Raw genomic sequence first — 24,201 nt, 5'->3', positions numbered from 1 at the left:
ATTTTTGTTATGTAAATGTCATGTAATAATGGTTTCAACTTTTGATTGGTGTGCGCTATGAAAAAACAAACTATTTTAATAGTTGATGACGAAGCCCCTATACGCGAAATGATAGCTTCGGCTCTGGAGCCTGCTGGCTACAAAATTTTACAGGCCGAAAACGCCTCCAAAGCTCACAGCCTGATAATAGACGAAGAGCCAGATTTAATGTTGCTGGACTGGATGATGCCAGGCACTAGCGGTGTGGAATTAATGAGACGCTTAAAGCGTGATGAGCAAACGAATTCTCTTCCTATTATTATGTTGACGGCTAAAGTTGCAGAAGACAACATGGTGCAGGGCTTGGAATCAGGAGCCGACGACTACGTCTCTAAACCATTTTCTCCCAAAAACTTGATCGCTCGTATCAAAGCAGTGTTGAGGCGTTCGGATGGGGAAGCGCCGCAAGAGCCCTTTAAGGTAGATCAGCTAATATTTGATCCTGTCAGCCATCGTGTCAGCATCTCTGGTACACCTGTTAATCTTGGGCCTACTGAGTTTAGGCTCTTAAATTTTTTTTTATCACATCCAGAAAGAGTGTACTCGCGGAACCAAATATTAGACTATGTTTGGGGTGGGAATGTGTACATGGACGAGCGTACAATTGACGTGCATATTCTACGTCTACGGAAAGCATTATTGCTTGAAGGTCATGATCGCTTGATACAAACTGTTAGGGGGGCAGGTTATCGGTTCTCTGCTAAAATTTCTGACTAAATAGGATTTAAATTTTGCATAGAGGCCTAGCATCAGAAGCACAGTTGATCCTCCTGTTGTTGTTCTTGTCGACAATTGTCGGCTTAACAAACGATCATCTGGTTCTTACCTGGCTAATAGCGGTCCTCCTGTATTTGATATGGGCCTCTTTAGGCATCCTAAAGCTATATCGGTGGCTAGAAAGAGGCTGCGTGGGCCATCCTCCTGATATTTCTGGTATTCCGGCAGATATGGCAGATCATCTATATCGTATGCAACAGCGCAATGAACGAGCTAAGCGAAGTCGCAAAGAACTATCGGGCCGCGTGGGTCAGGTTACCGCGGCTCTACCAGATGCGGTTCTTACTCTTTCTGCTGAAAGAATATTAGAGTGGTGGAATCCCTCGGCAGTAAAAATATTAGGCCTAAAAGAAAGCGATAGAGGGCAGTCCATAGTTAATATAGTTCGTGATCCAAGATTTGTCGCTTTTATTGAAGACCCCATACAATTAACACAGCTAGAACTAGCTGCATCAGAGAACCCCAACCGAACTGTTCTCTTCAGTGCCGCTATGTTTGGTCAAGGTGAAATCCTTTTGGTAGTTAGGGATATTTCTCGATTAAAGCATTTAGAACAAGTACGTCAAGACTTCTTAGGGAATATTTCTCACGAACTACGTACGCCATTGACAGTGCTATCCGGCTATACCGAAACACTGCTAGCCGCTCAAGAGGGCCTGCCTCAGGCTTGGAAAAAAGCACTGGGGCAAATGCAAGAACAAACTAGCCGGATGACCTGTCTGGCTAATGATTTAGTTATGCTGTCTCAGTTAGAGTCCACAGCAGCGCCGGCACCAAAAACTCCAATAGCTACAGAACAACTACTACAAGATATTGTTAAAGATGCTCTTGTTATCAGTGAAAGTATTTCTGTGGGTCAGCCGGACAAAGTAAGCTTAGAGTACGCTGACGCAGTCTGCCTGTCGGGGGACCACAAAGAGCTATATAGCGCCTTTTCTAATTTAGTTTTGAATGCCCTCAGACACAATCCAGCTGAAACAAAAATTAAAGTTAAAGCCTATATCGAAAATAATTTTCAAGTTATTGAGGTATCTGATAATGGTAGCGGCATAGATTCCACTCACATTTCTCGGCTTACAGAGAGGTTTTACCGTGTTGACGCAAGCCGCTCCTCTGCAACAGGCGGAACTGGGCTGGGCCTTGCAATCGTTAAGCATGTTCTAATTCGCCACTCTGGCTTACTAGAAATAAAGAGCACGCTAGGAAAAGGCAGCGCGTTTAGGTGCAGGTTTCCTATGGGCTCAGTCAAAATCGACACCTAAAAGGCTAAAGCTTGAAAACTCGAATATTGGAATCTATTGATCAGTGTCCTCCATCGCTATGGGACTCTCTTTTTGAATCAAAATATCCTTTTCTTAGGCATAGCTTTCTGTCTCTGTTGGAGTCCTCTGGTAGTGTATGCGCAGAAACTGGCTGGACTCCTAAGCATTTATTATTAGAATCTAATGACAAAATAATAGCCGCTATGCCGCTGTACTTAAAACATCATTCGTGGGGAGAGTATGTGTTTGACCATTCTTGGGCTGATGCTTATGCTCAACATGGAGTCCCGTATTACCCTAAGCTTATCTCTGCAATACCTTTTACGCCTTCAACTGGGCCGCGCATAGGTATACTGCCTAATATTGATAGCCAGCTAGTGGCTAAAAAAATACTGGCCTCAATCAGGCTCTTAGCAGAAGAGTGCGGGGCCTCAGGATGGCATTTATTATTCCCACAACACGAATTAGCCCAAACGCTGGTCCCAGAATTAGCAATGCAGCGTACTGGGGTTCAGTATCATTGGCATAACGACCATTATGTTAATTTCGACGATTTTATCGGCACACTGACTTCAAGAAAAAGAAAAAATCTCCTTAAGGAGCGCCGCTTAGCAAACGAACAACTACATATCACCCGCTTGGTGGGTGCAGAAATTACTCCTATTTGGTGGGAATTTATGCATGCCATGTATCAACAAACATACTCAAAACGCAATGGAACAAACGGATACTTAACAAAAGACTTTTTCCAAAACTTGGGTAATGCCATAGGAAATCAAGCAATGATGTGTGTAGCAGAAGGGAGAGATGAAAAAGCAGGCGAGAAGGTTGCTGCCGCACTATTCTTTTTTGATAATAACAACCTCTACGGTCGCTACTGGGGATGCCAAAAAGAATTCGAATTTCTGCACTTTGAGCTCTGTTATCACCAAGGTATAGAGTTTGCTATTGAAAAAAATTTGTTTTGTTTTGATGCAGGGGCTCAAGGAGAGCACAAAATTTCTAGAGGATTTAAGCCGGTAGAGGTGCATTCATCACACTGGATTAGACACTCTGGCTTTGCAGAAGCAATACAGAAATTTTTAGACCAGGAAGACAAGCACACTAAAGACTACATAGCGCATGCTTCTAAACGACTGCCCTACAAAAAAGCGCTATAAGCAGGCTAAGTGTTTTTTCTTTGCCAAACTAATAATCGATTGTTTGCAGGCATGGGTAGGTCTTCCTGCAAGACTAGCCCAGCAGAAGACGCTAGCCCATTAATCGCTTCAAAGTCTCGTATACCCTGATGAGGGTTATGCATCTTTAGTCGACAATCAAAGTCTGCGTTACTTGCGCTAGTAAACCGCCCTCCGTACTTAAAGGGCCCATATATAACTATGGTGGCCTCCGAGGCAAGCAGCGAAGGCAGTCCTGCAAATAAACTGACTACAGTAGGCCATGGCATAATATGACAGGTGTTGGCTGTAAAAAGCCCGTCCATCAAACGACATGACCAGCTTGAGGAGCTTGCATCAAAGACTAATGGGCGACGAATGTTGCTTGATGGGTAGTCATTAATCCAGGCATTAATAGCTGTGTGGTTTATCGCTAGATCTGACGTCTGCCAAACAAGATGGGGGAGGCGAGGGGCAAAAAAAGCTGCATGCTGGCCGGTGCCACTACCAATCTCCAAGACAGATCTGGTTTTAGCAAAAAAACGCAACAATAAGTCTAAGATTGGCTGACGATTATTTTCACAAGCCTGAGAAAATATTTTTGGTATCGACACTCGGCGCTATTCCATTGTCTTTCTTGTGAACACCCATTCGTTTGGTGTCGACATAGCCTGATCAAAGAGGTATCCGCCTGAGATGAAAGATTTTATTTTCTCAGGGTCATCAATTTGATTTTCAATAATGAATCGACTCATCATTCCTCTAGCTTTTTTGGCAAAAAAACTAATAATCTTATAATTGTCGTTCTTCCAGTCCTTAAATACAGGGGTGATTATGTTGGCTTTAAGTGACTGTGTTCTTATCACCTTAAAATATTCATTAGAGGCCAAATTAATAATCAATTGAGATTTTTCAGCATCAAGAATTTGGTTCAACCCCTCTGTAATTTTATTGCCCCAAAACTCATATAAGTTACTACCACGACTCGTGGGAAATTTTGTGCCCATTTCTAACCGATAGGGCTGCATTAAGTCTAACGGACGCAGCAATCCATAAAGGCCAGATAGTATTCTTAAATGATTCTGTGCCCACTGCAGGTCTAGACTTGATAGGCTTGCAGCATCCAGCCCAGCATAAACGTCTCCCTTAAAGGCCAGAATAGATTGCTTAGCATTGTCTGTATTAAATTCTGGGCGCCAATCTAGGTACCGACCAAAATTAAGGCTCCCCAGCTTGTCGCTAATATGCATCAGGCTAGACACCTCGGAAGGAGAAAGGCGCCTAAGTTGTCGAATTAATTCCACAGAATCGTCAAGATAGCCTGGCAGGCTGTAGTTGTCGGTTGATGCCGGCGTACTGTAGTCTAATGTTTTTGCAGGAGAAATAACTACTAACATAAAAACACCTCAATATTGATCCTGTGAAATCAACCGCCAGAGTAACGCCTATTGATGTCCTCAATTGCTGAGTTATATTGAGATCTCATTTCCTCAGCATTTGAAATATTTACCCCTAGGTCTTTTAATAGCCCGTCGGTCATGCTGTAAATCCAGCCATGAATCACCAGCTTCTGCCCGCGAGCCCAGGCGTCTAAAACAATACTAGTCATGGAAACGTTGACTGCCTGCTCTATCACATTAAGCTCGCAGACTTGGTTAATGGTCCTTTCTTCTTGGCCGCTATAATCTATAGCCGCCCTGTGCAGATACTCGACATCTTGGACATTAAGTAGCCAGTTATCAATCAAACCGCCAAACTTTTGGTTTGAAACCGAAGCTGTTACGCCGCCACAGCCGTAATGACCACAAATAATAACATGCTTAACTTTTAGCTTTTCAACAGCCAGCTGAATCACTGATAAGCAATTAAGGTCACTATGGACTACCAAATTAGCAACATTTCGATGAACAAAAAGCTCCCCTGGCATTAAGCCAATAATTTCATTTGCAGGAACTCGGCTGTCTGAACAGCCAATCCAGAGATATTCTGGAGCATGCTCTTCAGACAAGTCCTGAAAAAAGTCAGGATTGTCTTCTTCAACCTTTTCTGCCCACTTTTGGTTATTTAAAAATAATTCTTTCACTAAATCAGAACTCCATAAATTTATTATGTCGCGCACATGCTAGCTCAAACCAACAAATGCTGTTACAAAAAAACCGGATAATTTATCCGGTTCCTGAAGAACATGCCACATGCAAAGATCAGCATGATTTGATGCTAATCAGCGGATGTCTCTTCCTTGAACAAGATATACAACCTGTTCACAGATATTTTTAGCATGGTCGCCAACACGCTCTAACGATTTAAGCACCCAAAGAACGTTCATGGAACGAGATATGCTGCGAGGATCCTCCATCATAAAAGTAATTGTTTCACGAAGGGCTGTCCTGTAGTCCACGTCTACCTGTTCATCTTGCAGCATAGTGGCGATAGCAGATTCAGCATCAAATCTTGAAAATGCATCCAGACAGTCACGCAACATTGATCGAACACAGCTTCCAATATGACGCACCTCTACGTATCCGCGCGGATGACTACCGTCTTCCGTCAAAAGAATGGCCATCTTAGCGATCTTCTGAGCCTCGTCTCCGATGCGCTCTAAATCTCTTATGGTTTTACTCACCGCCATTACTAGCCGTAGGTCGGTGGCCGCAGGTTGACGTCGAGCAATCAGCGTAATGCAGGTTTCGTCAATGTCTTTTTCCATCTCATCGATCTGCGCCTCGGTATTTATAATATGCTCAGCTAGCTTACTGTCTGCTTCTGTAACCGCCGTTATGGCATCCTCTAGCTGCTTCTCTACCAGCCCTCCCATCGCCAGCATAGCCGTTTTAATGTCTTCAAGGTCTTCATTAAACTGTCTTGATATATGCTGATCTAGCTGTAACTTGTCCATTGGTGACCCCTACATACAATTTATTACCATTAAACTAACCGATTTATTATTTTTTATCCAATACGCCCAGTAATATAAGCTTCTGTGAGCTGATGTGTAGGCGCAGTAAACACTTTTTCGGTATCATTAACCTCAACCAAATGGCCCAAATGAAAATACGCTGTTCGGTTAGACACTCGTGCCGCTTGCTGCATTGAATGCGTCACAATCGCTATAGTGTAATTCTGTGACAATTCCGCAATGAGCTCTTCGATCTTAGCCGAAGCAATCGGGTCTAGAGCAGAGCACGGCTCGTCCATCAAAATAACCTCTGGACTAATAGCAATGGCTCTTGCTATGCATAGTCTTTGCTGTTGGCCGCCTGAAAACCCTGTGCCGGGCTGATCAAGCCGATCTTTTACTTCGTTCCATAACCCAGCTCGGGTAAGGCTCACCTCAACAATTTCATCTATCTCGGCTCTCGTGGCAGCAAGGCCGTGCAGTCGAGGACCATAAGCCACGTTGTCATAAATTGATTTAGGAAAAGGATTGGGTTTCTGGAAAACAATGCCCACTTTTGCGCGTAGCGCCACAGGATCCATATCTGAAGCGTAAATATCTTCATCATCTAGCGTGATTAAACCGGACACCTTACAGCTGTCAATCGTATCGTTCATTCGGTTAAGACACCTAAGAAACGTAGACTTGCCACAGCCAGACGGCCCAATCATAGCAATCACTTCGTGTTTCCCAACATCTAAATTGACATTATATATGGCCTGCTTGTCGCTATAGGAAACATCGACATTGCGGATAGACATTTTTGGGCTATCTATCAGTGGTTTTCCTACGGTTTCCTCTGGATGCTGCTCTTCGCTGTCTTTTACGCTACTGCCTTCCTGTAGGCCAGCAGTAATACCTGTAGTGTGTTTTTCTATCGTGTTCATCATTTATCCTTTTGGCCTCTACTACCATCTTCGTTCAAGACGTTTTCGCAGAACTACGGCGAAAGTATTCATTACTATCAAAAAGGCCAACAACACCATAATTGCCGCCGATGTTTTTTCTACGAAAGCTCTTTCTGGGCTATCCGCCCAAAGAAAAATTTGAACGGGTAGCGCGGTGGATGGATCATGAAAGCCGCTGGGGATGTCCACGATAAATGCCACCATTCCTATCATTAAAAGTGGCGCTGTTTCGCCCAGCGCTCTCGCCATACCAATAATGGCGCCGGTCAGCATTCCGGGCATAGCAAGGGGAAGCACGTGATGCAAAACCACCTGCATCGGAGACGCACCAACGCCAATAGCGGCCTCACGAATTGACGGAGGCACAGACTTGATGGCGGCCCTGCTTGAAATAATTATTGTCGGCAAAGTCATCAAGGTTAACACCAACCCTCCCACCAGTGGCACTGATCGAGGCACATGGAAAAAATTAATGAAAACCGCCAAGCCTAGTAGCCCAAAGATGATCGACGGTACAGCAGCGAGGTTATTAATATTAACTTCAATAAAGCCCGTCCAACGATTGCGAGGAGCGAACTCTTCTAAATATACTGCCGCCGCAACACCCAAAGGAAAAGCAAGCAGTATAGTAATAATCAACGTGTAGAAGGAGCCCATTGCCGCTCCTCGTATGCCTGCCAGCTCTGGTTCTCGAGAATCACCTTCCGTGAAAAAATTAAAATTAAATCGTTTCTCTATATCTCCAGCCTTTATAAGCTCTTTCAACCAACCTTCTTTTTGTTCGCTCGTTCGCCCCGTAAACGGTCCATCGCTTTCGCCTATAGACTTATAGTAAGTGTCAACGTCATCATCGGCGATCACCCATATTTTTATTGTCTTGCCCAATAACACTGGGTTTTCAATTAGGCGATCACGCAGATTATATCCTGCGCCATTGCTGACTAAGCTGTATAGTTCCCGTTTATTTTTTCGTCCGGTCGCTTCTGGAAAACGGTTTTTTAGTCCAGCCTTAATCGCTCCATGAAAGTTTCCTAGGGACACTTGCCTAGCATCAGTTGGATCGTTTACACCTAAAATGTCCTGGTCGTAAGTTACTTCAAGATTAATATAGGTTAGCTGAAAGGCTTTATGTCCTTTGCTAACGATGTCGCCAAACAACAAAAAAACGCAGGCCAAACCAAATACAATAGCCAGAGCACCATAAAATTTAAACTGTCTTTCTGCTCTATGTCGTTTCTTTAGACCCAGTCTAACTCTTTGCTCTCGGGAGGCCGCAGTTAGGTTAATCATATTGCTCCCTATATTTGTTCACGACACGCAGCGCAAAGAAATTAAGCGCTAACGTAACCACAAACAACATTAAACCCAAAGCAAAAGCTGCTAACGTTTTAGGGCTATCAAACTCTTGGTCTCCAACAAGCAAAGTAACAATTTGCACCGTCACTGTAGTTACTGTTTCTAATGGATTAATAGTCATTTTTGCTGCTAGGCCGGCCGCCATAACCACAATCATGGTTTCTCCAACAGCGCGCGAGACTGCCAGCATGACCCCTCCAACTATCCCAGGCAGCGCAGCAGGAAAAATAACTTTTTTAATTGTCTCTGATTTGGTTGCACCAAGCCCCAAGGAGCCATCCCGCAAACTTTGAGGGACTGCAGTAATTACATCGTCTGCCAACGAAGACACAAACGGTATGATCATTACGCCCATCACAAGTCCTGCGGACAAAGCGCTTTCTGATGATACGTCTAATCCTATATTTGCTCCAGCCTGTCGAAGAAAGGGGGTAACCGTTAGTGCGGCAAAAAAGCCATACACAACGGTGGGAATTCCTGCCAAAATTTCTAGCACTGGCTTAGCAAAGTTACGTACCCCAGGTTCGGCATATTCAGCCAAATATATAGCTGACATTAGTCCTGCTGGCACTGCTATCACCATCGCTATGAAAGAAATTAACAACGTTCCCACAAAAAGCGGAATGGCGCCGAAACTACCAGATGAGCCTATCTGGTCCGCACGAATAGCCATTTGCGGGCTCCACTCTGTGCCCAACAAAAATTCTGAGGCTGGCACCATCTGAAAAAATCTTATAGATTCAAATAATACCGACAGAACAATGCCAAGAGTGGCAAAAATCGCCACACAAGCTGCTGCAAGCAGAGCTGTTTTGAACGCCTTCTCTACTGCTTGGCGCGCTCGCAATTGAGGGGAAAGCTTGATCCAGGCCAACGCGCTGCAAAAAATAGCCGTTGATAATACAACTATCGTGACTAAATTTGCAGCCATAGCGTTTAGGTCGTCTAATACTTTTGCAGCAGACACCAGGTGTGGGTCTGACGCTACAGAGCTTAGCGCGCCGCTCGCTATATTCTCTATACTGTTTATAAGCAAGCTGTGCTCAGTGGCTGAAGCGGGCCTCATGCTTTCTGGCAAACTATTTAACACCAAGGTGCTGATTATATGATCATCAAACAACGACCATATGATCAACAATCCAAGCGCTGGGACTGCGCACCAAATTGCAGAACGCATGCCATAAAAAAATGGCAGAGAGTGCAGGTGGCTTATTCCACCAAGCGGTTTTGCTAGGCTGATGGCTCGAGAGCGGGCCGTAGAATAAACCACAAAAGCCAACACCAGTAAAATTAAAACTAAAGAGGTTAATCCCATTGCTGTTCCAGTTGCTGTTAATGGCACTATTTTTACTTTTTCACAACGCAATCATTATACTGAAAAATTCATCCTTAAACAGAAAAGGGCCCGACAAATTGCCAAGCCCTTATCCTTTTATGATATTCCAGAGAGATGAACACCATAGGGAGAAAACTTTTATAGGCCAGATATTGGCACTGTGTTTTTTATATCGCTTGCATACTTAGCGCGCAGCTCTACTGGCATAGAAATCATGCCTTTGTCAGCAAGATATCCTTCTGGGCCCCAAGCGCGATCGCTGCTGAATTCTGCGGCATATTCCGTAATACCAGGAACAACCCCTATGTGAGCCTTTTTAATGTAGAAGTACAGCGGACGTGAGATTGGGTAGCTCTTATCCGCAATATTATCGAATGAAGGCATGTTGCCTTCGACTAATGAGCCCTGAACCTTGTCGCTATTTTGATCCAAGAAAGAGAATCCAAAAATACCCAACGCCTCAGGATTAGCTTCAAGTTTCTGAATAATCAGATTATCGTTCTCGCCGGCTTCAATATAAACGCCGTCTTCACGAAGCGCATGGGTAACAGCCTTGAATACTTTTTTGCCCTTCTTGTTGTAGGCGCTTGGAGGGATTCCAAGCTTGTCCATCATTTCCATGATGCTGTCAGACTTTTCCTCCTTTCTTAAGGCTCTTAAAGCTTCAAATTTTTTGGCGCCGCCTTCCATTGCTAGCTCAGAAAAAGCATCGCGTGTTCCAGAAGTAGGTGGTGGTCCAATAACCTCAATTTTAACTGCTGGTAACTCAGCGTTAACGTCTTTCCAGGTTTTATTTGGGTTTGTGATCAACTTGCCATCAGGGCCAGGAATTTTAGCCGCCAAGGCTAAGTACAGGTCTTTGCGAGTCAGGCTCATTTGTTTGGCTTTTTTGGAATTGGCTACCACGATACCGTCATAACCAATAAGAACCTCTATGATGTCCGTTACACCATTGCCTTGGCATTTTTCAAACTCAGATGCCTTCATACGACGCGAAGAATTGGTTACATCTGGATGAGCTGTTCCAACGCCCGCACAAAAAAGCTTCATGCCGCCGCCTGATCCTGTAGATTCAATTTTCGGTGTTGGGCTACCAGTGTTTTTTCCGAAACGCTCTGCTACAACTGTAGCAAAAGGATACACTGTTGATGAGCCAACAACGCTAACATAATCACGCGCGCCCGCTAATACCGAACCACTTGACATGAGTAGCGCCATCGCAGCGCCGGTAAGTGCTATTTTGAATGTTTTTTTCACTATTGCCTCCGAGGCCTGTTTAATTTACTGAGGTCATACTATAAGTTTTTAATGACAGTACTATGACAAGATTATTGCTCTCTAGAGGTGTCAGAAAAACAACAATTTTTTTAAAATAACTAATATCAGATGATTGGCTTTCCTTGTGCAAGTATAATTCACCAAACCCCCATCAGGTGCAAGACATTCCATGGCTTATAAGCTCGCCCATCCTTTTAAATTGCTAGCTCTCGGTATTGACCATTTTACTGAGTGGACTGGCCGCATTGTTGCTTGGCTAACTCTGGCAATGGTAGCGCTAACGTGCGCTATAGTGTTAATGCGATATTTTTTTGAAACTGGCTCGATAGCCCTACAAGAAGCGGTAACATACCTGCATGCGGCTGTATTCTTAGCTGGCGCTGCTTTTACCCTTAAACGAAAAGGTCATGTTAGTGTCGATATTTTTTATCAAAACTTTAACCCTCGAACACAGGCTGTAATTGAAATATTAGGGGCCTTGTTTTTTCTACTGCCCGTGTGTCTCTTGATTCTAATCGTTAGCTGGGACTATGTTGCTAGCAGCTGGGCCATCAATGAGGCATCACGGGAGGCGGGCGGCCTACCTTGGTTGTATCTACTAAAAACTTTATTATTATTAATGCCTGTAACAATTATGCTGCAAGGCCTATCAGAAATCATAAAAAATATTTTATTCTTGTTGTATAGCAAAATGCCTGCCTCGCCACAAGGAGAGGCGTAGTGGTGGAACATATTTCTATCATTATGTTTATTGCGGTCTGTGTGGTTCTGATGGCTGGCTATCCTGTGGCTTTTTCGTTAGCTGGCACTGCCCTGATATTTGCACTAATTGGTAATTTTAGCGGCAACTTCGATATGTCGTTTTTGTATGCCTTACCTAATCGCCTCTATGGCATAATTGACAACACCACCTTGATAGCCGTGCCGTTATTTATCTTCATGGGCGTCATGCTAGAAAAATCTAACCTAGCAGAAAATCTGCTGAGCAGCATGTCCTTATTATTCAGTAGGCTGCAAGGCGGCTTAGGAATATCTGTTGTTCTAGTTGGAATGTTGCTAGCAGCAAGCACGGGGATTGTTGGCGCTACAGTGGTCACCCTAGGCCTCATGTCTTTGCCGACCATGCTGAAGCAAGGCTATTCTTCGTCTTTAGCGGCGGGCTCTATTTGCGCTACAGGCACCCTGGGCCAGATCATCCCGCCTTCTATTGCCCTGGTATTGCTAGGAGACGTTCTGTCCAGCGCCTATCAACAGTCTCAGCTCGCTCTAGGTATCTTTGCCCCCAAAACAGTTTCCGTCGGGGATCTTTTTTTGGGGGCCGTCATTCCGGGCCTCATGCTGGTAGCAATGTATATTATCTACTTGCTAATCATCACACACTTTAGGCCCCATCTTGCTCCAAGGCTTCCGCCAAGAGAGCAAAGCAAGGTTGCTGTTTTACAGCTCCTGCAGGGCTTATTGGCGCCGATAGTTTTAATTGTTGCTGTCTTGGGGTCTATTTTGGCCGGCATAGCTACACCAACTGAGGCTGCCGGTGTTGGTGCGTTTGGCGCAGCCTTGTTGGCCCTCGGCTCGAGGCGGCTATCTATTGATCGACTAAAAGAGGTGGCACAAACTACCACTGAGGTGACCTCTATGGTTTTTCTTATTTTAGTTGGCGCCGCGGTATTTTCTTTAGTGTTTCGTGGCTTTGGCGGCGAAGCGCTGGTTGAAGACCTGTTGAGTAATATTCCCGGAGGGTTGTTTGGTGCCACTTTTGCGGTAATGGTGATGATATTCTTTCTCGGATTTATTCTCGACTTTATAGAAATAACTTACATTGTGGTTCCAATTATAGGCCCAGCTCTTCTTGGTATGGGACTAGACCCGATATGGCTGGGAGTCATGATCGCTATTAACTTACAGACTTCATTTTTAACGCCCCCTTTTGGTTTTGCCTTATTCTACCTTCGCGGTGTTGCGCCAAAAACCGTAAAAACAAAAGATATTTATCAAGGAGTTGTGCCTTTTATCGGCATACAGCTTTTCTTAATGATTCTTCTTTGTTTCTGGCCATCTGTAGCCACGTGGCTGCCGTCTTTAAAATACTAGCTGGGGCAGAATCAGCGGTGTCTCTACATCAACTGCTCTTTAACTAAATATTTCATTAGCTCTTGATACCCGCCCACATAAAAATCACCATGAAAAATTTGTGGCACCGTACCCACAGGACGGCCTATTGTTTTTTCTAAAGCCGCAGGGCTTATGCCTTCTTCGTGAATGTCCACATACTTAAACTCTAAGTTTTTAGCCTCCAGCACAGACTTTGCTTGGCGACAAAAACCACATGCTTGATGGCCAAAAACAGTAAATTTATGCACCTTGCCGGCCTCCTATTGGGTCGTCTAATATGATTAAAAATCACTATAATGCTTTAATCATTAAGAGTTAAACTCTATTTTTTTATGCCTCCAATAGCTTACCTCAATAACCCCTTCTAATATTTGCGCAACCAGCCTCTTACTATTCGTGGTTTGCGGCCTTATAATCGTATGCTTTCGACTCTAAAGGACGATCTAGGTGTCACAAGCTGAACAAGATATTTCCACCTTCCAGGGGCTGATCTTAGCCTTACAGCAATTTTGGTCTCGTCACGGCTGCGTTATCTTGCAACCACTAGACATGGAGGTTGGGGCAGGCACGTTCCATCCTGCTACTTTTTTGCGCGCTATTGGCCCCGAAACGTGGAACGGGGCCTATATACAACCGTGTAGAAGGCCTTCGGACGGGCGCTATGGTGAAAACCCCAACCGGCTGCAACATTATTACCAATTTCAAGTAGTCCTGAAGCCTTCGCCAGACAACCTCCAAGACTTATATCTTGATTCGCTGCAAATGCTAGGCATCAATACAACCATTCATGATGTTCGTTTTGTTGAAGACAACTGGGAGTCGCCGTCACTGGGGGCCTGGGGTCTCGGCTGGGAGGTCTGGCTAAACGGAATGGAGGTCACTCAGTTTACTTACTTCCAGCAAGTAGGCGGGCTCGAATGTTTTCCTGTTGCTGGTGAAATCACCTATGGTCTTGAGCGTATTGCCATGCACCTGCAGGGTGTTGATAGTGTCTATGACCTAGTTTGGACAGACGGCCCGGCAGGAAAAGTAACTTATGGCGACGTATTTCACCAGAATGAAGTAGAAATGTCAGCTTATAACTACGAGGAGGCTGATGTAGACTTTATGCTCAAAAGCTTTGATGCCCTGGAGCATGAATGCAAAAGACTCGTAGAAAAAGGCCTGCCTTTGCCTGGCTACGAAATGGTTATTAAGGCCTCTCATGCATTCAATCTTCTGGATGCCCGTCACGCAATATCTGTCACAGAGCGGCAACGGTATATTTTGCGAATTCGGGCTTTAGCTAAAGCCGTAGCAAAGGCTTATTTTAATTCTAGGCTTGCCCTTGGTTTCCCTCTAGCCCCTACAAAACTAGCAAACGAAGTTATCCAACAAGCCAAAGGGGCTGAAAAATGAGCGCAGATTTTTTAGTTGAGGTTGGCACAGAAGAGCTGCCCCCCAAAGCACTGTTGTCGTTGTCGCGGGCATTTCGCGACGAGCTGGTTTCTCAATTTAGCTCGTATTCTCTGCACTTTAAAGAGGCAGAGATTTTCGCCACGCCCCGCAGGCTAGCCGTTCTTCTAAAAGAACTTGATGAGCAGACTCCAAACAAAAATATAGTTATATGGGGGCCTCCTGCAAAAATTGCATTTGACGCCAAGGGTCGCCCAACTGCTGCAGCTCAAGCTTTTGCTGCCAAAAACCACATCCCCATAGAGGCCCTGTCTGGCAAGGTTGAAAGTGACGGCACCCAAGACAAGTTGTGTCATCGCGCCAATAAGCCCGGGCAGAAAACAAGCGAGCTAGCAGGCTCAATTATTGAGGCTGCTCTTTCCGCTCTACCTATTCCAAAAAAAATGCGCTGGGGAGCAAACCCTTATGAGTTTGTTCGCCCTGTGCACTGGGTGTTGGTTTTGTTCGGTGAAAATGTTATCACAACTAAAATTATGGGGCTAACCTCAAGCAACACAACTCAAGGGCATCGCTTTCACAGCAGCGGTAGTGTTGTTGTCTCTTCCCCCGCAAACTACAAAGAAGTGCTTCGCAGTGCTTTTGTTATTGCTGATTTTTCTGAACGAAAGGAGCTTATTCGATCTGGTGTAACCTGCACTGCTTCGCAGGCTGGCGGGATAGCTGTTATTGACGAGCCGCTTTTGGATGAAGTGGTCGCCCTAACCGAATGGCCTGTGCCGCTTCTGGGGCGGTTTGAAGAACACTTTCTTGTTGTCCCCTCTGAGGCATTAATTTCCTCAATGGCTGAGCATCAAAAGTATTTTCATGTAAAAAATAAAACTGGGGAATTGCTTCCTTTGTTTATTACGGTCTCGAACATTAATAGCGCAAACCCCCTAGAAATTATCAACGGAAACGAGAGAGTCATCCGCCCGCGTCTAGCAGACGCTGCTTTTTTTTATGATGCTGACAAAAAAACCACCCTTGCCGAGAAGCGCAATTTTCTTAAGCCTGTTATCTTTCAAGAAAAACTTGGCTCTGTCTATGATAAGACGGAGCGCTTAGCTGGTCTTGCGCAGTTTTTGGCGCCAATTGTGGGGGCAAAAGCAGCCTTATCCGTCAGAGCCGCCGAACTATCCAAGTCGGACCTGGTGAGTGAAATGGTTGGTGAATTTGAAGACCTACAGGGCGTCATGGGGCGTTATTGCGCCATTAATGACGGAGAGCACCCCGAAGTTGCTGAAGCATTATTAGAGCAATATCTGCCTCGTTTTGCAGGCGACACGCTTCCGCTGACAGCAACAGGGGCTGTTTTAGCTTTAGCTGATCGACTAGACACGCTGGTCGGTATATTTGGTATCGGGCAGTCGCCTTCTGGCTCCAAGGACCCCTTTGCTCTTCGTCGCGCAAGTCTTGGCTTGTTAAAAATAATTATTGAGCGAAAAATTGATATAGATCTTTATGAGGCGCTTTCGGTTGCGGCATCTCAGCATGTCTGCCTAACAGGCAAGCTGGCTGCTAACGATGATGTAATAAAGCAAGTGCTTACTTACGTTACTGACCGTTTTAGATCTTGGTACGAGGATGAAAAAATTCCCACTGAAGTTTTTCTATCTGTCGCCGCAAGAAAGCTTAGAAACCCTCTTGAAATTCATCTTCGAGTAAGCGCAGTGCATTTTTTTAGCACCCTGCCTGAAGCGGTATCGCTAGCTGCTGCCAATAAACGAGTTTCAAACATTCTTGCTAAGCAAGGAGGGGCAGCTCTATCAAAAGAGGTGAAGGCGCACCTCTTAGTGGAGCCGTCGGAAGTGGCCCTTGCTGAACTACTGGTAACGCTTGAGGAAAAAATTCGCCCGCTCCTTAATAAAAGGTCTTATGCTGAGGCACTAAAGCTTTTGTCGCAGCTCAAGCAGCCTGTAGATAATTTTTTTGATAATGTTATGGTGATGGTTGACGATCAAGAAATACGAAACAACCGTCTTGTTTTGTTGCGCCAACTGCGAAACCTGTTTCTTGAGGTAGCTGACATTTCATTGTTGGTGCCATCAAAATAAAAGCCTTCATAGTGAGCACTACCCCCTTATGATCAAACTCATTATTCTTGATCGAGATGGCGTTATCAATCAAGATTCTAATGCTTATGTTAAAACGCCTGAAGAGTGGGTGCCCCTTCCGGGAAGCATTAATGCAATTGTCCGGCTTTGCCGGGCTGGCTATACCGTGGTTATCGCGACCAATCAGTCAGGGCTAGGTCGTGGCTTGTTTGACACAAACACTCTTGATGCAATGCACTCAAAACTAGCCGACCTGCTTCTGCCTTTCAATGTCGGCGTCGCTGGAATTTTTTATTGTCCACACAGCCCCGAAGATCAGTGCGGGTGCAGAAAACCAGCCTCTGGTCTGCTGGACCAAATAGCAAAAAAATGGGCCGTAAGCTTAGCCGGGGTTCCTCTAGTTGGAGACAGCCTTCGTGATTTGCAAGCAGGTCTAACGCACCAATGTATGCCTATCTTGGTGCGCACGGGCAAAGGAGCAGAAACTGAAAAAATACTGCGCCAGCAAGAAGAGGTTATTTTGCGGCAAGCCAATATTTTTGACGATTTAGCACAAGCAGCGGACTATCTCTGCGCTAGAGCTCGCCTGTGAACACCTTGATTCTTTTTACACGATCGCTACTATTTTACGTTATTTATGCCTTAATTTTAGCATTTTTCGGCACATTTACCTGCACTATTGGTATTTTTCTCCCCTGCAGGGCAAGACATAATATTGTTACTCTAGCTAACGCCTTGATCATTAAGTGGCTGGGTGTCAGCTGCGGGGTAACATTACGAGTTGATGGCCTAAAGAACATCCCAGAGGCCCCTTGCGTAATACTAAGCAATCATCAGTCTGGCTGGGAGACCTTTTATCTCCAGCGGCTTCTAAGGCCTGTAAGCACCATCCTTAAGAAAGAGTTATTTTGGATTCCTTTCTTTGGCTGGGCTTTATATTTTATGCACCCCATTGCTATCAACAGAAGCAGTCCGAGGGGGGCCTTAAAGCAAATTTTATCCCAAGGCCTGCAGCGCCTGGCCTCTGGGAACAACGTACTGATTTATCCTGAGGGCACAAGGATGCCGCTTGGAAAAATAGGTCGTTATGGACGAAGTGGTGCAGCGCTAGCAATTGCGGCCGGAGCTCAAATTATTCCTGTCTCCCACAATGCTGGCCACTGCTGGCCGCCGCACGCTTTTATCAAGCGGCCTGGACAAATACATGTTTCTATTGGCAAGGCAATAGAAACAAACAGCGACGATGATAGTCGGCTGCTAACAGAGCATGTAAAAAACGTGATCGAAGCTACGCAGAAAACCCTAAAACATTGACATTTCAGCTTAACTTAAATATCTAAATTTGTTACTGATAAGGCATTTTTTTCAATAAAGTCACGGCGCGGCTCAACCAAATCACCCATGAGGGTAGTAAACATTTGATCGGCGGCTATTGCGTCTTCAACGGTAACCTTAAGCATCCGCCTGGTCTCTGGGTTCATGGTTGTGTCCCATAGCTGAATTGGATTCATTTCTCCCAGCCCCTTATAGCGTGAAATACTGTACCCACGACGCGATTCCCCCATCAACCAGTCAAGGCCTTCGCCAAAGCTGGCTATTGCTTTTTTCGTGTCACCAGACATTATATAAGCGTCTTCTTCTAGCAGGCCCTGCAGTTGGGCGCCAAGAGAGACGATGGCTGCGTACTCCCTGGAGGCAAAAAAATCCTGCCCCAGAAAATAACCTGAAGGCACGCCATGAGCCGTAACTTCTACTTTGGGGACAAAACTCTGGCTCTCTTCCTGTGGCTCAACAGTTATGCTGTACAGCTTGCTGCCTGATATCCTGTCTTTCTCTAGTGCCGTAAGCAGTAGCTGGCTCCAGCCTTCTACTGAAGGCCTATCTTTTAGTTTTTCTGCATCTAGAGGGGGAAGAAAAACCAATGCTTTTAAAATTTCTACTGGGTATACTCGAGACATACCCTCTATAGTCCCCATGACATGACGATAGTCTTGCACTAATGCCTCAAGAACGCCCCCACTAATTCCCGGCGCACCATTAGTAACATGCAGGCTGGAGCCCTCTAGGGCTGACTGAGTCAAAAACCTAGTAAGCTCTTCATCGTCCTTCAGGTACTGTTCTTGTTTTCCTTTGCTGAGCTTATACAAAGGTGGCTGCGCTATATAGATATGGCCGCGCTCTACGAGCTCACGCATCTGTCTAAAGAAAAAAGTCAACAATAGTGTGCGTATATGCGATCCATCGACATCAGCATCTGTCATTATCAAAACCGTATGGTAACGAAGCTTTTCCGGATTAAACTCTGCGGCACCTATGCCGCAACCTAGAGCTGTTATGAGCGTTCCAACCTCGACACTAGAAAGCATCTTATCAAATCTAGCTTTTTCAACGTTAAGAATTTTCCCTTTTAGCGGCAAGATAGCTTGAGTTCTACGGTCTCTGCCTTGTTTGGCCGAGCCGCCAGCTGAATCGCCCTCTACAAGATATAACTCTGATAGAGCGGGGTCCTTTTCCTGACAATCTGAAAGCTTCCCGGGTAGCCCGGCAATGTCAAGAGCCCCTTTCCTGCGAGTCATATCTCTAGCCTTGCGCGCTGCTTCACGCGCTCTTGCGGCTTCAACCATTTTGAGAACTATGCTTTTAGCCTCCTGGGGGCTTTCCAGCAAGTAATCTGTAAAGTGTCCTCCCATTTCTTGCTCAACCGCTGATTTAACTTCAGAGCTCACTAATTTTTCTTTGGTTTGAGAAGAAAACTTAGGATCAGGAACCTTGACAGAAACAATTGCGGTTAGGCCCTCTCTGGCATCGTCTCCTGTCGTGCTGACCTTGTTGGTCTTTCCCATGCCTTCTTTTTCTATATAGGTATTCAAGCTTCTTGTGAGGGCCGACCTAAAGCCGGCTAAATGCGTCCCGCCGTCTCTCTGTGGAATATTGTTGGTATAACACAGTATGTTTTCTTGATAAGTGTCATTCCACTGTAAGGCAGCCTCTACACCGACCCCGTCATCCCGAAACACAGAAAAATGCATGATGTTATTTATAGTTGTTTTATTAGTGTTGAGATACTCAACAAAGGCCCTTAAGCCCCCCTCATATTCAAAAACGTCTTCTTTTTCTGTTCTTTCGTCTTTTAGAATAATTCGAACACCCGAATTTAGAAAAGAAAGCTCCCGGAGCCTTTTTACGAAGATTTCATAGTGAAATTTAATATTAGTAAACGTTTCAGTTGAGGGCACAAAATGAATAGCGGTCCCGGTTTCTTTTGTTTCGCCAACAACTTTTAGTGGGGCTAGAGGAACGCCATGACTATACTGCTGTTGATGTATCTTGCCGCCCCGCTTAATGGTCAGCGTAAGCTCCTTTGATAGCGCGTTGACCACAGAAACGCCCACACCATGAAGCCCGCCAGAAATTTTATAGCTATCTTCATCAAATTTTCCGCCAGCATGAAGCACTGTCATGATCACTTCAGCGCCAGAAACGCCCTCTTCATGCATTTCTGTTGGTACTCCTCGGCCATTATCAGAAACTGTTACTGACTCGTCCTGATGGATCACGACGACGACTTCTGAGCAGAACCCCTCCAAGGCCTCGTCAATGGAGTTATCAACTATTTCAAACACCATGTGGTGGAGGCCCGTACCATCATCTGTGTCTCCGATATACATGCCCGGGCGCTTTCTGACCGCATCGAGGCCTTTGAGCACCTTGATGCTGTCTGAGTCATAAGTTTTATTTTCAGTCATACAAACATCCTAAATTAAGGTCATGTAGTATTGAGGTTTATTCTTGGATAATATGGCCATGTTCCACGTGAAACATACTTACATTTTCATCCTCGATGGGCCAGGAGCTCATTAGGTCTTCTTTGATGACCCCGGTAACAAAAGTTTGTGCGCCCAGCCTAAACAACAAGCCCCCCACTCGCTTCCTGTGAGACAGGTCAAGCTCGGAAGGCAGGTCGTCTAACAAATAAAGGCATTGCTGTCCTGTCATTTCGTGATACAAGTAGCCTTGTGCGACCTGCATTGCGGTAACAACTATCTTAGTTTGCCCGCGGGATAACACTTCGTTTGCCGGACGCATATTAAACCTTACTCTCAGGTCTGCTCTTTGGGGGCCGTGAGTTGTGGCCTTCATCTGCACGTCTCTTTGGCGGTCTGCATACAATACGTCTGACAAGTTTTTTGCGGCGTCCCAACCAGGAAAATACTTAAACTCAAAGCCGTCTAATTCAGTAATTTCACCTATAACCCATTGAATTTTTTCAATTAATTTCTCTAAGTATTGTTTGCGGTACTGGTTGATCTGATCTGCTAATTCAACAAACTCGATATCCCATACGCTCAAAGAACTCATATCTATTCTATCACATCGCAGCAATGAATTCCGCTGCTTAAGAGCGCGCTTAAACTTTTGTAACAGAGACCTGTAAGCACGTTCCACGTGAAACACACCCCAGTCTATGTATTGCCTGCGATATTGCGGGCCAGCATCCAAAAGCCGAAAAGTGTCGGCGCTGAGAACTAAAAGTGGCATAGTGTCAGCAAGCAAGGATGCGCTGTTCACTTTTTGGCCATTCATCTTAAACTCAAACTCTTTTGCTCGAGATCGCGTTACGCCCAAGGATACAGAAGAGCGCTCGGCTTGCACCACTCCATACACGGTGCATGCTTGTTCTTCTTCGTTAATTATCGGCTCTAGGGTTCGAGAGCGGAATGAGCGGCCTCGGCCTAGCACGTGAATTGCCTCTAAGAGGCTTGTTTTTCCGCTGCCGTTGACCCCATAAAAAAAGTTAGAGGTTGGGGACAAATATACTTCATTATGAGAAAGATTTCGCAAGCCATGTATACCAAGCTTTTTTAGAAACATAAAAGAAAATCTTTTTTTAAAAATTATAACCGCATTGGCATAACAACGTACACGGCGCTTTGGTCTGCAGGATCTTCAATCAAAACACTGCTGTTTGCATCAGAAAAAGTAAAACATACATCTTGTCCAGATAAAATATTAAGAATATCAATAATATAGCTAACGTTGAAACCAAGATCTAGCTCTGTGGCGTCATAAGTCACAACAACCTCCTCTCTAGCCTCTTCTTGCTCTGGATTATTAGCCACTAGCGTTAAAAGGCCTGTTGCTAAAACAAGTCTGACTCCACGATATTTTTCGTTGGACAGTATAGAGGCACGACTAAAGCTGCTTCGCAGGTCTTCACGCAGTCCTACCATTTGCTTGTCGCCCTCCTTGGGAACCACTCGATCATAATCTGGATAAGCCCCGTCAACTAGCTTAGAAATAAATCGAAAGTCCTCAGCAACCACCTTCATGTGATTGTCGCCCAAAACAATGGTGACCTCTCCGTCATCAAGAAGAAGCCGGGAAAGCTCAATCACTGCTTTTCGAGGGATAATTGCTTGGATCTTTTCACCCTCAATCTCTAGTTTGCTCGAATCCATCATGGCCAAGCGATGGCCATCTGTTGCTACCGCTCTAACTCGATTGTCGCTCACCTCTAAGAGCATCCCGTTTAGATAATAGCGTACATCTTGCTGAGCCATTGCAAATGACGTACGACCAATTAATTGCTTTAGTTCTAGATGGCCGATAACAAAGGTCTGGCCGGTATCGCCAGTATCTACGCTCGGAAACTCACTTGCGGGGAGAGACGACAATGTAAACCGGCTGCGGCCGCCAACAATCTGTATACGGCCATCTTTTTCATTAAATGTGATATCAGTTGACTCTGGCAGAGACCGACATATGTCCATCAGCTTGCGGGCTGGGACAGTAATTTCGCCATCTTCTGCGGCCGTCTTTAGGGTGGCATGGCCAACAATCTCAACCTCCAAATCGGTTCCAGTGAGAGACAGGCGGTTGCCCTTAAGAACGATTAATACATTAGAAAGTATCGGTAGGGTTTGGCGCCTCTCTACAACCCCGACAACTAGTTGTAACGGCTTTAGAAGCTCTTCTCGCAATATTTTAAATTTCATTTATCGGCGGCTCCAATTCAAATTAGTTAAGCGCTCCCCGCTATAGTTTGCAGGCTACACAAAAATTAGGTTGTTAGTGTACGCAACAAGTGCTTCATGTCGTCTTGCATGTCACGGCTTTCTTCTTGAAGCTCTTTAACCTTCTTGCAGGCATGCATAACGGTTGTGTGATCTCTGCCACCAAAGGCCTCTCCTATTTCTGGTAAGCTATGGTTCGTTAGCGTCTTGGCGAGAGCCATTGCAACCTGCCTGGGGCGGGCAATCGATCGACTGCGTCTTTTGGATAACAATTCGGACATCTTTAATTTATAGTATTCTGAAACTACCCGTTGAATGTTATCAATAGTGACCAACCTGTCCTGTATCGCAAGCAAATCTTTTAAGGATTCACGTATTAAATCAACATTGATTGGGCGTCCAGTAAAGTGAGCGCTTGCTATCACTCTTTTTAGTGCGCCCTCTAGCTCCCTTACGTTGGAGCGAACCCGCTGAGCAATGAAAAAAGCCGCTTCAGTGGGCAGGGCCACCTTTGCTTGCGTTGCTTTGTTCATTAAGATGGCGACCCTGGTCTCAAGCTCTGGTGGCTCTACAGAAACAGTTAGACCCCAACCAAAACGGGATTTAAGTCGCTCCTCTAAACCGTCAATTTCCTTTGGATACCGATCGCAAGTTAATATCATCTGCTTGCCGCCCTCTAGCAGGGCGTTAAATGTATGAAAAAACTCCTCTTGTGATCTCTCTTTGCCAGCAAAAAACTGCATATCATCGATCAAAAGAGCATCAACAGACCGATAAAAACGCTTAAAATCGTTAATTGCATTAAGCTGTAAGGCTTTTACCATATCTGCGACAAAACGTTCTGAATGCAAATAAACGATCTTTGCATTTGGTTTTTGTCGGCGTAGTTCGTTGCCCACCGCGTGCATTAGGTGGGTTTTTCCCAGACCAACCGCACCATAAATAAACAAGGGGTTATATGACCCGCCCGGGTTGTCTGCGATTTGACGCGAAGCGGCCAAAGCGAGCTGGTTTGATTTTCCTTCCACAAAAGAATTAAACGTGAACGTTGAGTTGAGATAGGTCTTATGATTTAAGCCGCCCTCAACGTTGACGGGCGGGCGGGTAGCAGGAACCTCTATAGCCGTGGTCGCTGGCAGCGACCTGCCGGTTAGCACTTGGGGCTGTAGTATTGCCTGCTTTGGCGCACTGGTTGTGCTCTCTGACGCAACAACCTTTATTTCGCAGCGCGTACTGCTAAGCTGTTGATAAATTTCTGTAATGCGTGATAAAAATTTATCTAACACCCAGTCTCTTATAAAACGATTAGGCGCCAATAAGACGATGCTGCTACTAGGCAGCGGATCTAGCTTTAAGGGTTTAATCCAGGTATTAAACTGTTGTGAAGGAAGCTCCTCTTCAAGACGACCTAAACACTGATCCCACAACACTTGAGCCAAGTTGCAATACCCCAAAAAATACTAATTATTGTTGCTAGTTACGATTCTGGAACCAGCTTCTTTGCCGAGACTCTAGTCTAGCCAGAAAGAGTCGGGTTAT

22 protein-coding genes are annotated in these 24,201 nt (G+C 45.2%); 9 read left to right on the top strand and 13 right to left on the bottom strand.

All coding sequences use genetic code 11. From position 1 onward, the window contains the following. The first annotated feature begins 57 nt into the window (after positions 1 to 57). Genes phoB through ABXT41_RS00100 form a run of 3 tightly spaced genes read left to right on the top strand, consistent with a single transcriptional unit; the run spans position 58 to position 3,238 of the window. Complete coding sequence (gene phoB / locus ABXT41_RS00110) at positions 58 to 756, top strand: phosphate regulon transcriptional regulator PhoB (protein WP_415390813.1); 699 nt, start codon at positions 58 to 60, stop codon at positions 754 to 756. Positions 757 to 770: 14 nt separating this feature from the next. Beyond that, positions 771 to 2,078 (top strand): phosphate regulon sensor histidine kinase PhoR, encoded by a 1,308-nt coding sequence (gene phoR, locus ABXT41_RS00105; protein WP_415390812.1) that lies wholly within the window; start codon positions 771 to 773, stop codon positions 2,076 to 2,078. A gap of 11 nt (positions 2,079 to 2,089) precedes the next feature. Continuing rightward, positions 2,090 to 3,238, top strand: coding sequence for a GNAT family N-acetyltransferase (locus ABXT41_RS00100; RefSeq protein ID WP_415390811.1), 1,149 nt, complete (start codon positions 2,090 to 2,092; stop codon positions 3,236 to 3,238). Between the two features lie 5 nt (positions 3,239 to 3,243). Here the strand turns inward: ABXT41_RS00100 and ABXT41_RS00095 are convergent, their stop codons facing one another. The 8 genes from ABXT41_RS00095 to ABXT41_RS00060 all read right to left on the bottom strand — a co-directional run bounded on the left by ABXT41_RS00095 (position 3,244) and on the right by ABXT41_RS00060 (position 10,988). Continuing rightward, positions 3,244 to 3,849 (bottom strand): DUF938 domain-containing protein, encoded by a 606-nt coding sequence (locus ABXT41_RS00095; protein ID WP_415390810.1) that lies wholly within the window; start codon positions 3,847 to 3,849, stop codon positions 3,244 to 3,246. Positions 3,850 to 3,855: 6 nt separating this feature from the next. Then, positions 3,856 to 4,632 carry a peroxide stress protein YaaA gene (gene yaaA / locus ABXT41_RS00090; RefSeq protein WP_415390809.1) on the bottom strand — a complete coding sequence of 259 codons (777 nt, stop codon included), beginning with the start codon at positions 4,630 to 4,632 and terminating at the stop codon, positions 3,856 to 3,858. Positions 4,633 to 4,661: 29 nt separating this feature from the next. Next, a complete protein-coding gene (gene can / locus ABXT41_RS00085; protein WP_415390808.1) occupies positions 4,662 to 5,318 on the bottom strand; it encodes a carbonate dehydratase in 657 nt (218 codons plus the stop codon). A gap of 138 nt (positions 5,319 to 5,456) precedes the next feature. Beyond that, positions 5,457 to 6,131 carry a phosphate signaling complex protein PhoU gene (gene phoU / locus ABXT41_RS00080; RefSeq protein ID WP_415390807.1) on the bottom strand — a complete coding sequence of 225 codons (675 nt, stop codon included), beginning with the start codon at positions 6,129 to 6,131 and terminating at the stop codon, positions 5,457 to 5,459. A 53-nt stretch (positions 6,132 to 6,184) separates the two neighbouring features. Next, complete coding sequence (gene pstB, locus ABXT41_RS00075; RefSeq protein WP_415391479.1) at positions 6,185 to 6,931, bottom strand: phosphate ABC transporter ATP-binding protein PstB; 747 nt, start codon at positions 6,929 to 6,931, stop codon at positions 6,185 to 6,187. 147 nt (positions 6,932 to 7,078) lie between these two features. After that, positions 7,079 to 8,368 (bottom strand): phosphate ABC transporter permease PstA, encoded by a 1,290-nt coding sequence (gene pstA / locus ABXT41_RS00070; RefSeq protein WP_415390806.1) that lies wholly within the window; start codon positions 8,366 to 8,368, stop codon positions 7,079 to 7,081. Beyond that, the gene (gene pstC / locus ABXT41_RS00065; protein WP_415391478.1) at positions 8,361 to 9,749 is read right to left on the bottom strand and encodes a phosphate ABC transporter permease subunit PstC; all 1,389 of its coding nucleotides are present in this window, start codon (positions 9,747 to 9,749) and stop codon (positions 8,361 to 8,363) included. Before pstC ends, pstA begins: the two co-directional genes overlap by 8 nt. Before the next feature lie 159 nt (positions 9,750 to 9,908). After that, positions 9,909 to 10,988, bottom strand: a complete 1,080-nt coding sequence (locus tag ABXT41_RS00060) for a substrate-binding domain-containing protein (protein WP_415391477.1) — start codon at positions 10,986 to 10,988, stop codon at positions 9,909 to 9,911. A 229-nt stretch (positions 10,989 to 11,217) separates the two neighbouring features. Here ABXT41_RS00060 and ABXT41_RS00055 point away from each other — a divergent pair, with 229 nt between their 5' ends. Further along, on the top strand, positions 11,218 to 11,769 hold the full coding sequence (locus tag ABXT41_RS00055) for a TRAP transporter small permease subunit (protein WP_415390805.1): 552 nt from the start codon (positions 11,218 to 11,220) through the stop codon (positions 11,767 to 11,769). Next, positions 11,769 to 13,139 (top strand): TRAP transporter large permease, encoded by a 1,371-nt coding sequence (locus ABXT41_RS00050; RefSeq protein WP_415390804.1) that lies wholly within the window; start codon positions 11,769 to 11,771, stop codon positions 13,137 to 13,139. Before ABXT41_RS00055 ends, ABXT41_RS00050 begins: the two co-directional genes overlap by 1 nt. A gap of 23 nt (positions 13,140 to 13,162) precedes the next feature. On the opposite strand, the gene ABXT41_RS00045 is transcribed toward ABXT41_RS00050, so the two are convergent. After that, the gene (locus ABXT41_RS00045; RefSeq protein ID WP_415390803.1) at positions 13,163 to 13,408 is read right to left on the bottom strand and encodes a glutaredoxin domain-containing protein; all 246 of its coding nucleotides are present in this window, start codon (positions 13,406 to 13,408) and stop codon (positions 13,163 to 13,165) included. Between the two features lie 199 nt (positions 13,409 to 13,607). Between ABXT41_RS00045 and glyQ the strand changes: the two genes are divergently transcribed. Genes glyQ through ABXT41_RS00025 form a run of 4 tightly spaced genes read left to right on the top strand, consistent with a single transcriptional unit; the run spans position 13,608 to position 17,962 of the window. Continuing rightward, positions 13,608 to 14,558: a glycine--tRNA ligase subunit alpha gene (gene glyQ / locus ABXT41_RS00040; RefSeq protein WP_415390802.1), complete on the top strand. Its 951-nt coding sequence runs from the start codon at positions 13,608 to 13,610 to the stop codon at positions 14,556 to 14,558. Next, positions 14,555 to 16,648, top strand: coding sequence for a glycine--tRNA ligase subunit beta (gene glyS / locus ABXT41_RS00035; protein WP_415390801.1), 2,094 nt, complete (start codon positions 14,555 to 14,557; stop codon positions 16,646 to 16,648). Before glyQ ends, glyS begins: the two co-directional genes overlap by 4 nt. Before the next feature lie 28 nt (positions 16,649 to 16,676). Then, complete coding sequence (gmhB, locus tag ABXT41_RS00030; RefSeq protein ID WP_415390800.1) at positions 16,677 to 17,240, top strand: D-glycero-beta-D-manno-heptose 1,7-bisphosphate 7-phosphatase; 564 nt, start codon at positions 16,677 to 16,679, stop codon at positions 17,238 to 17,240. Further along, a complete protein-coding gene (locus tag ABXT41_RS00025; protein ID WP_415390799.1) occupies positions 17,237 to 17,962 on the top strand; it encodes a lysophospholipid acyltransferase family protein in 726 nt (241 codons plus the stop codon). The genes gmhB and ABXT41_RS00025 overlap by 4 nt, the downstream gene beginning before the upstream one ends. Positions 17,963 to 17,976: 14 nt before the next feature. On the opposite strand, the gene gyrB is transcribed toward ABXT41_RS00025, so the two are convergent. From gyrB to dnaA, 4 genes are all read right to left on the bottom strand, one after another. Further along, complete coding sequence (gene gyrB, locus ABXT41_RS00020; protein WP_415390798.1) at positions 17,977 to 20,394, bottom strand: DNA topoisomerase (ATP-hydrolyzing) subunit B; 2,418 nt, start codon at positions 20,392 to 20,394, stop codon at positions 17,977 to 17,979. Between the two features lie 37 nt (positions 20,395 to 20,431). Then, a complete protein-coding gene (gene recF / locus ABXT41_RS00015; RefSeq protein ID WP_415390797.1) occupies positions 20,432 to 21,520 on the bottom strand; it encodes a DNA replication/repair protein RecF in 1,089 nt (362 codons plus the stop codon). A gap of 23 nt (positions 21,521 to 21,543) precedes the next feature. Beyond that, positions 21,544 to 22,644 (bottom strand): DNA polymerase III subunit beta, encoded by a 1,101-nt coding sequence (gene dnaN, locus ABXT41_RS00010; protein ID WP_415390796.1) that lies wholly within the window; start codon positions 22,642 to 22,644, stop codon positions 21,544 to 21,546. A gap of 65 nt (positions 22,645 to 22,709) precedes the next feature. Next, complete coding sequence (gene dnaA / locus ABXT41_RS00005; protein WP_415390795.1) at positions 22,710 to 24,101, bottom strand: chromosomal replication initiator protein DnaA; 1,392 nt, start codon at positions 24,099 to 24,101, stop codon at positions 22,710 to 22,712. Positions 24,102 to 24,201 lie beyond the last annotated feature (100 nt).

The sequence above is a fragment of the Porticoccus sp. Uisw_050_02 genome, from assembly GCF_047729555.1.
GTDB lineage: Bacteria > Pseudomonadota > Gammaproteobacteria > Pseudomonadales > Porticoccaceae > Porticoccus.
Note: the sequence above shows the minus strand (reverse complement) of the source record. Positions and strands in the feature narration are given on the sequence as shown.

Coding starts and splice junctions, on each gene's coding strand:
- pstB (WP_415391479.1), bottom strand. CDS start 6,931: ATGTCTATCCGCAATGTCGATGTTTCCTATAGCGACAAGCAGGCCATA.
- gmhB (WP_415390800.1), top strand. CDS start 16,677: ATGATCAAACTCATTATTCTTGATCGAGATGGCGTTATCAATCAAGAT.
- gyrB (WP_415390798.1), bottom strand. CDS start 20,394: ATGACTGAAAATAAAACTTATGACTCAGACAGCATCAAGGTGCTCAAA.
- phoU (WP_415390807.1), bottom strand. CDS start 6,131: ATGGACAAGTTACAGCTAGATCAGCATATATCAAGACAGTTTAATGAA.
- ABXT41_RS00060 (WP_415391477.1), bottom strand. CDS start 10,988: ATGGCGCTACTCATGTCAAGTGGTTCGGTATTAGCGGGCGCGCGTGAT.
- ABXT41_RS00055 (WP_415390805.1), top strand. CDS start 11,218: ATGGCTTATAAGCTCGCCCATCCTTTTAAATTGCTAGCTCTCGGTATT.
- glyS (WP_415390801.1), top strand. CDS start 14,555: ATGAGCGCAGATTTTTTAGTTGAGGTTGGCACAGAAGAGCTGCCCCCC.
- pstC (WP_415391478.1), bottom strand. CDS start 9,749: ATGGGATTAACCTCTTTAGTTTTAATTTTACTGGTGTTGGCTTTTGTG.
- phoB (WP_415390813.1), top strand. CDS start 58: ATGAAAAAACAAACTATTTTAATAGTTGATGACGAAGCCCCTATACGC.
- recF (WP_415390797.1), bottom strand. CDS start 21,520: ATGTTTCTAAAAAAGCTTGGTATACATGGCTTGCGAAATCTTTCTCAT.
- pstA (WP_415390806.1), bottom strand. CDS start 8,368: ATGATTAACCTAACTGCGGCCTCCCGAGAGCAAAGAGTTAGACTGGGT.
- yaaA (WP_415390809.1), bottom strand. CDS start 4,632: ATGTTAGTAGTTATTTCTCCTGCAAAAACATTAGACTACAGTACGCCG.
- dnaN (WP_415390796.1), bottom strand. CDS start 22,644: ATGAAATTTAAAATATTGCGAGAAGAGCTTCTAAAGCCGTTACAACTA.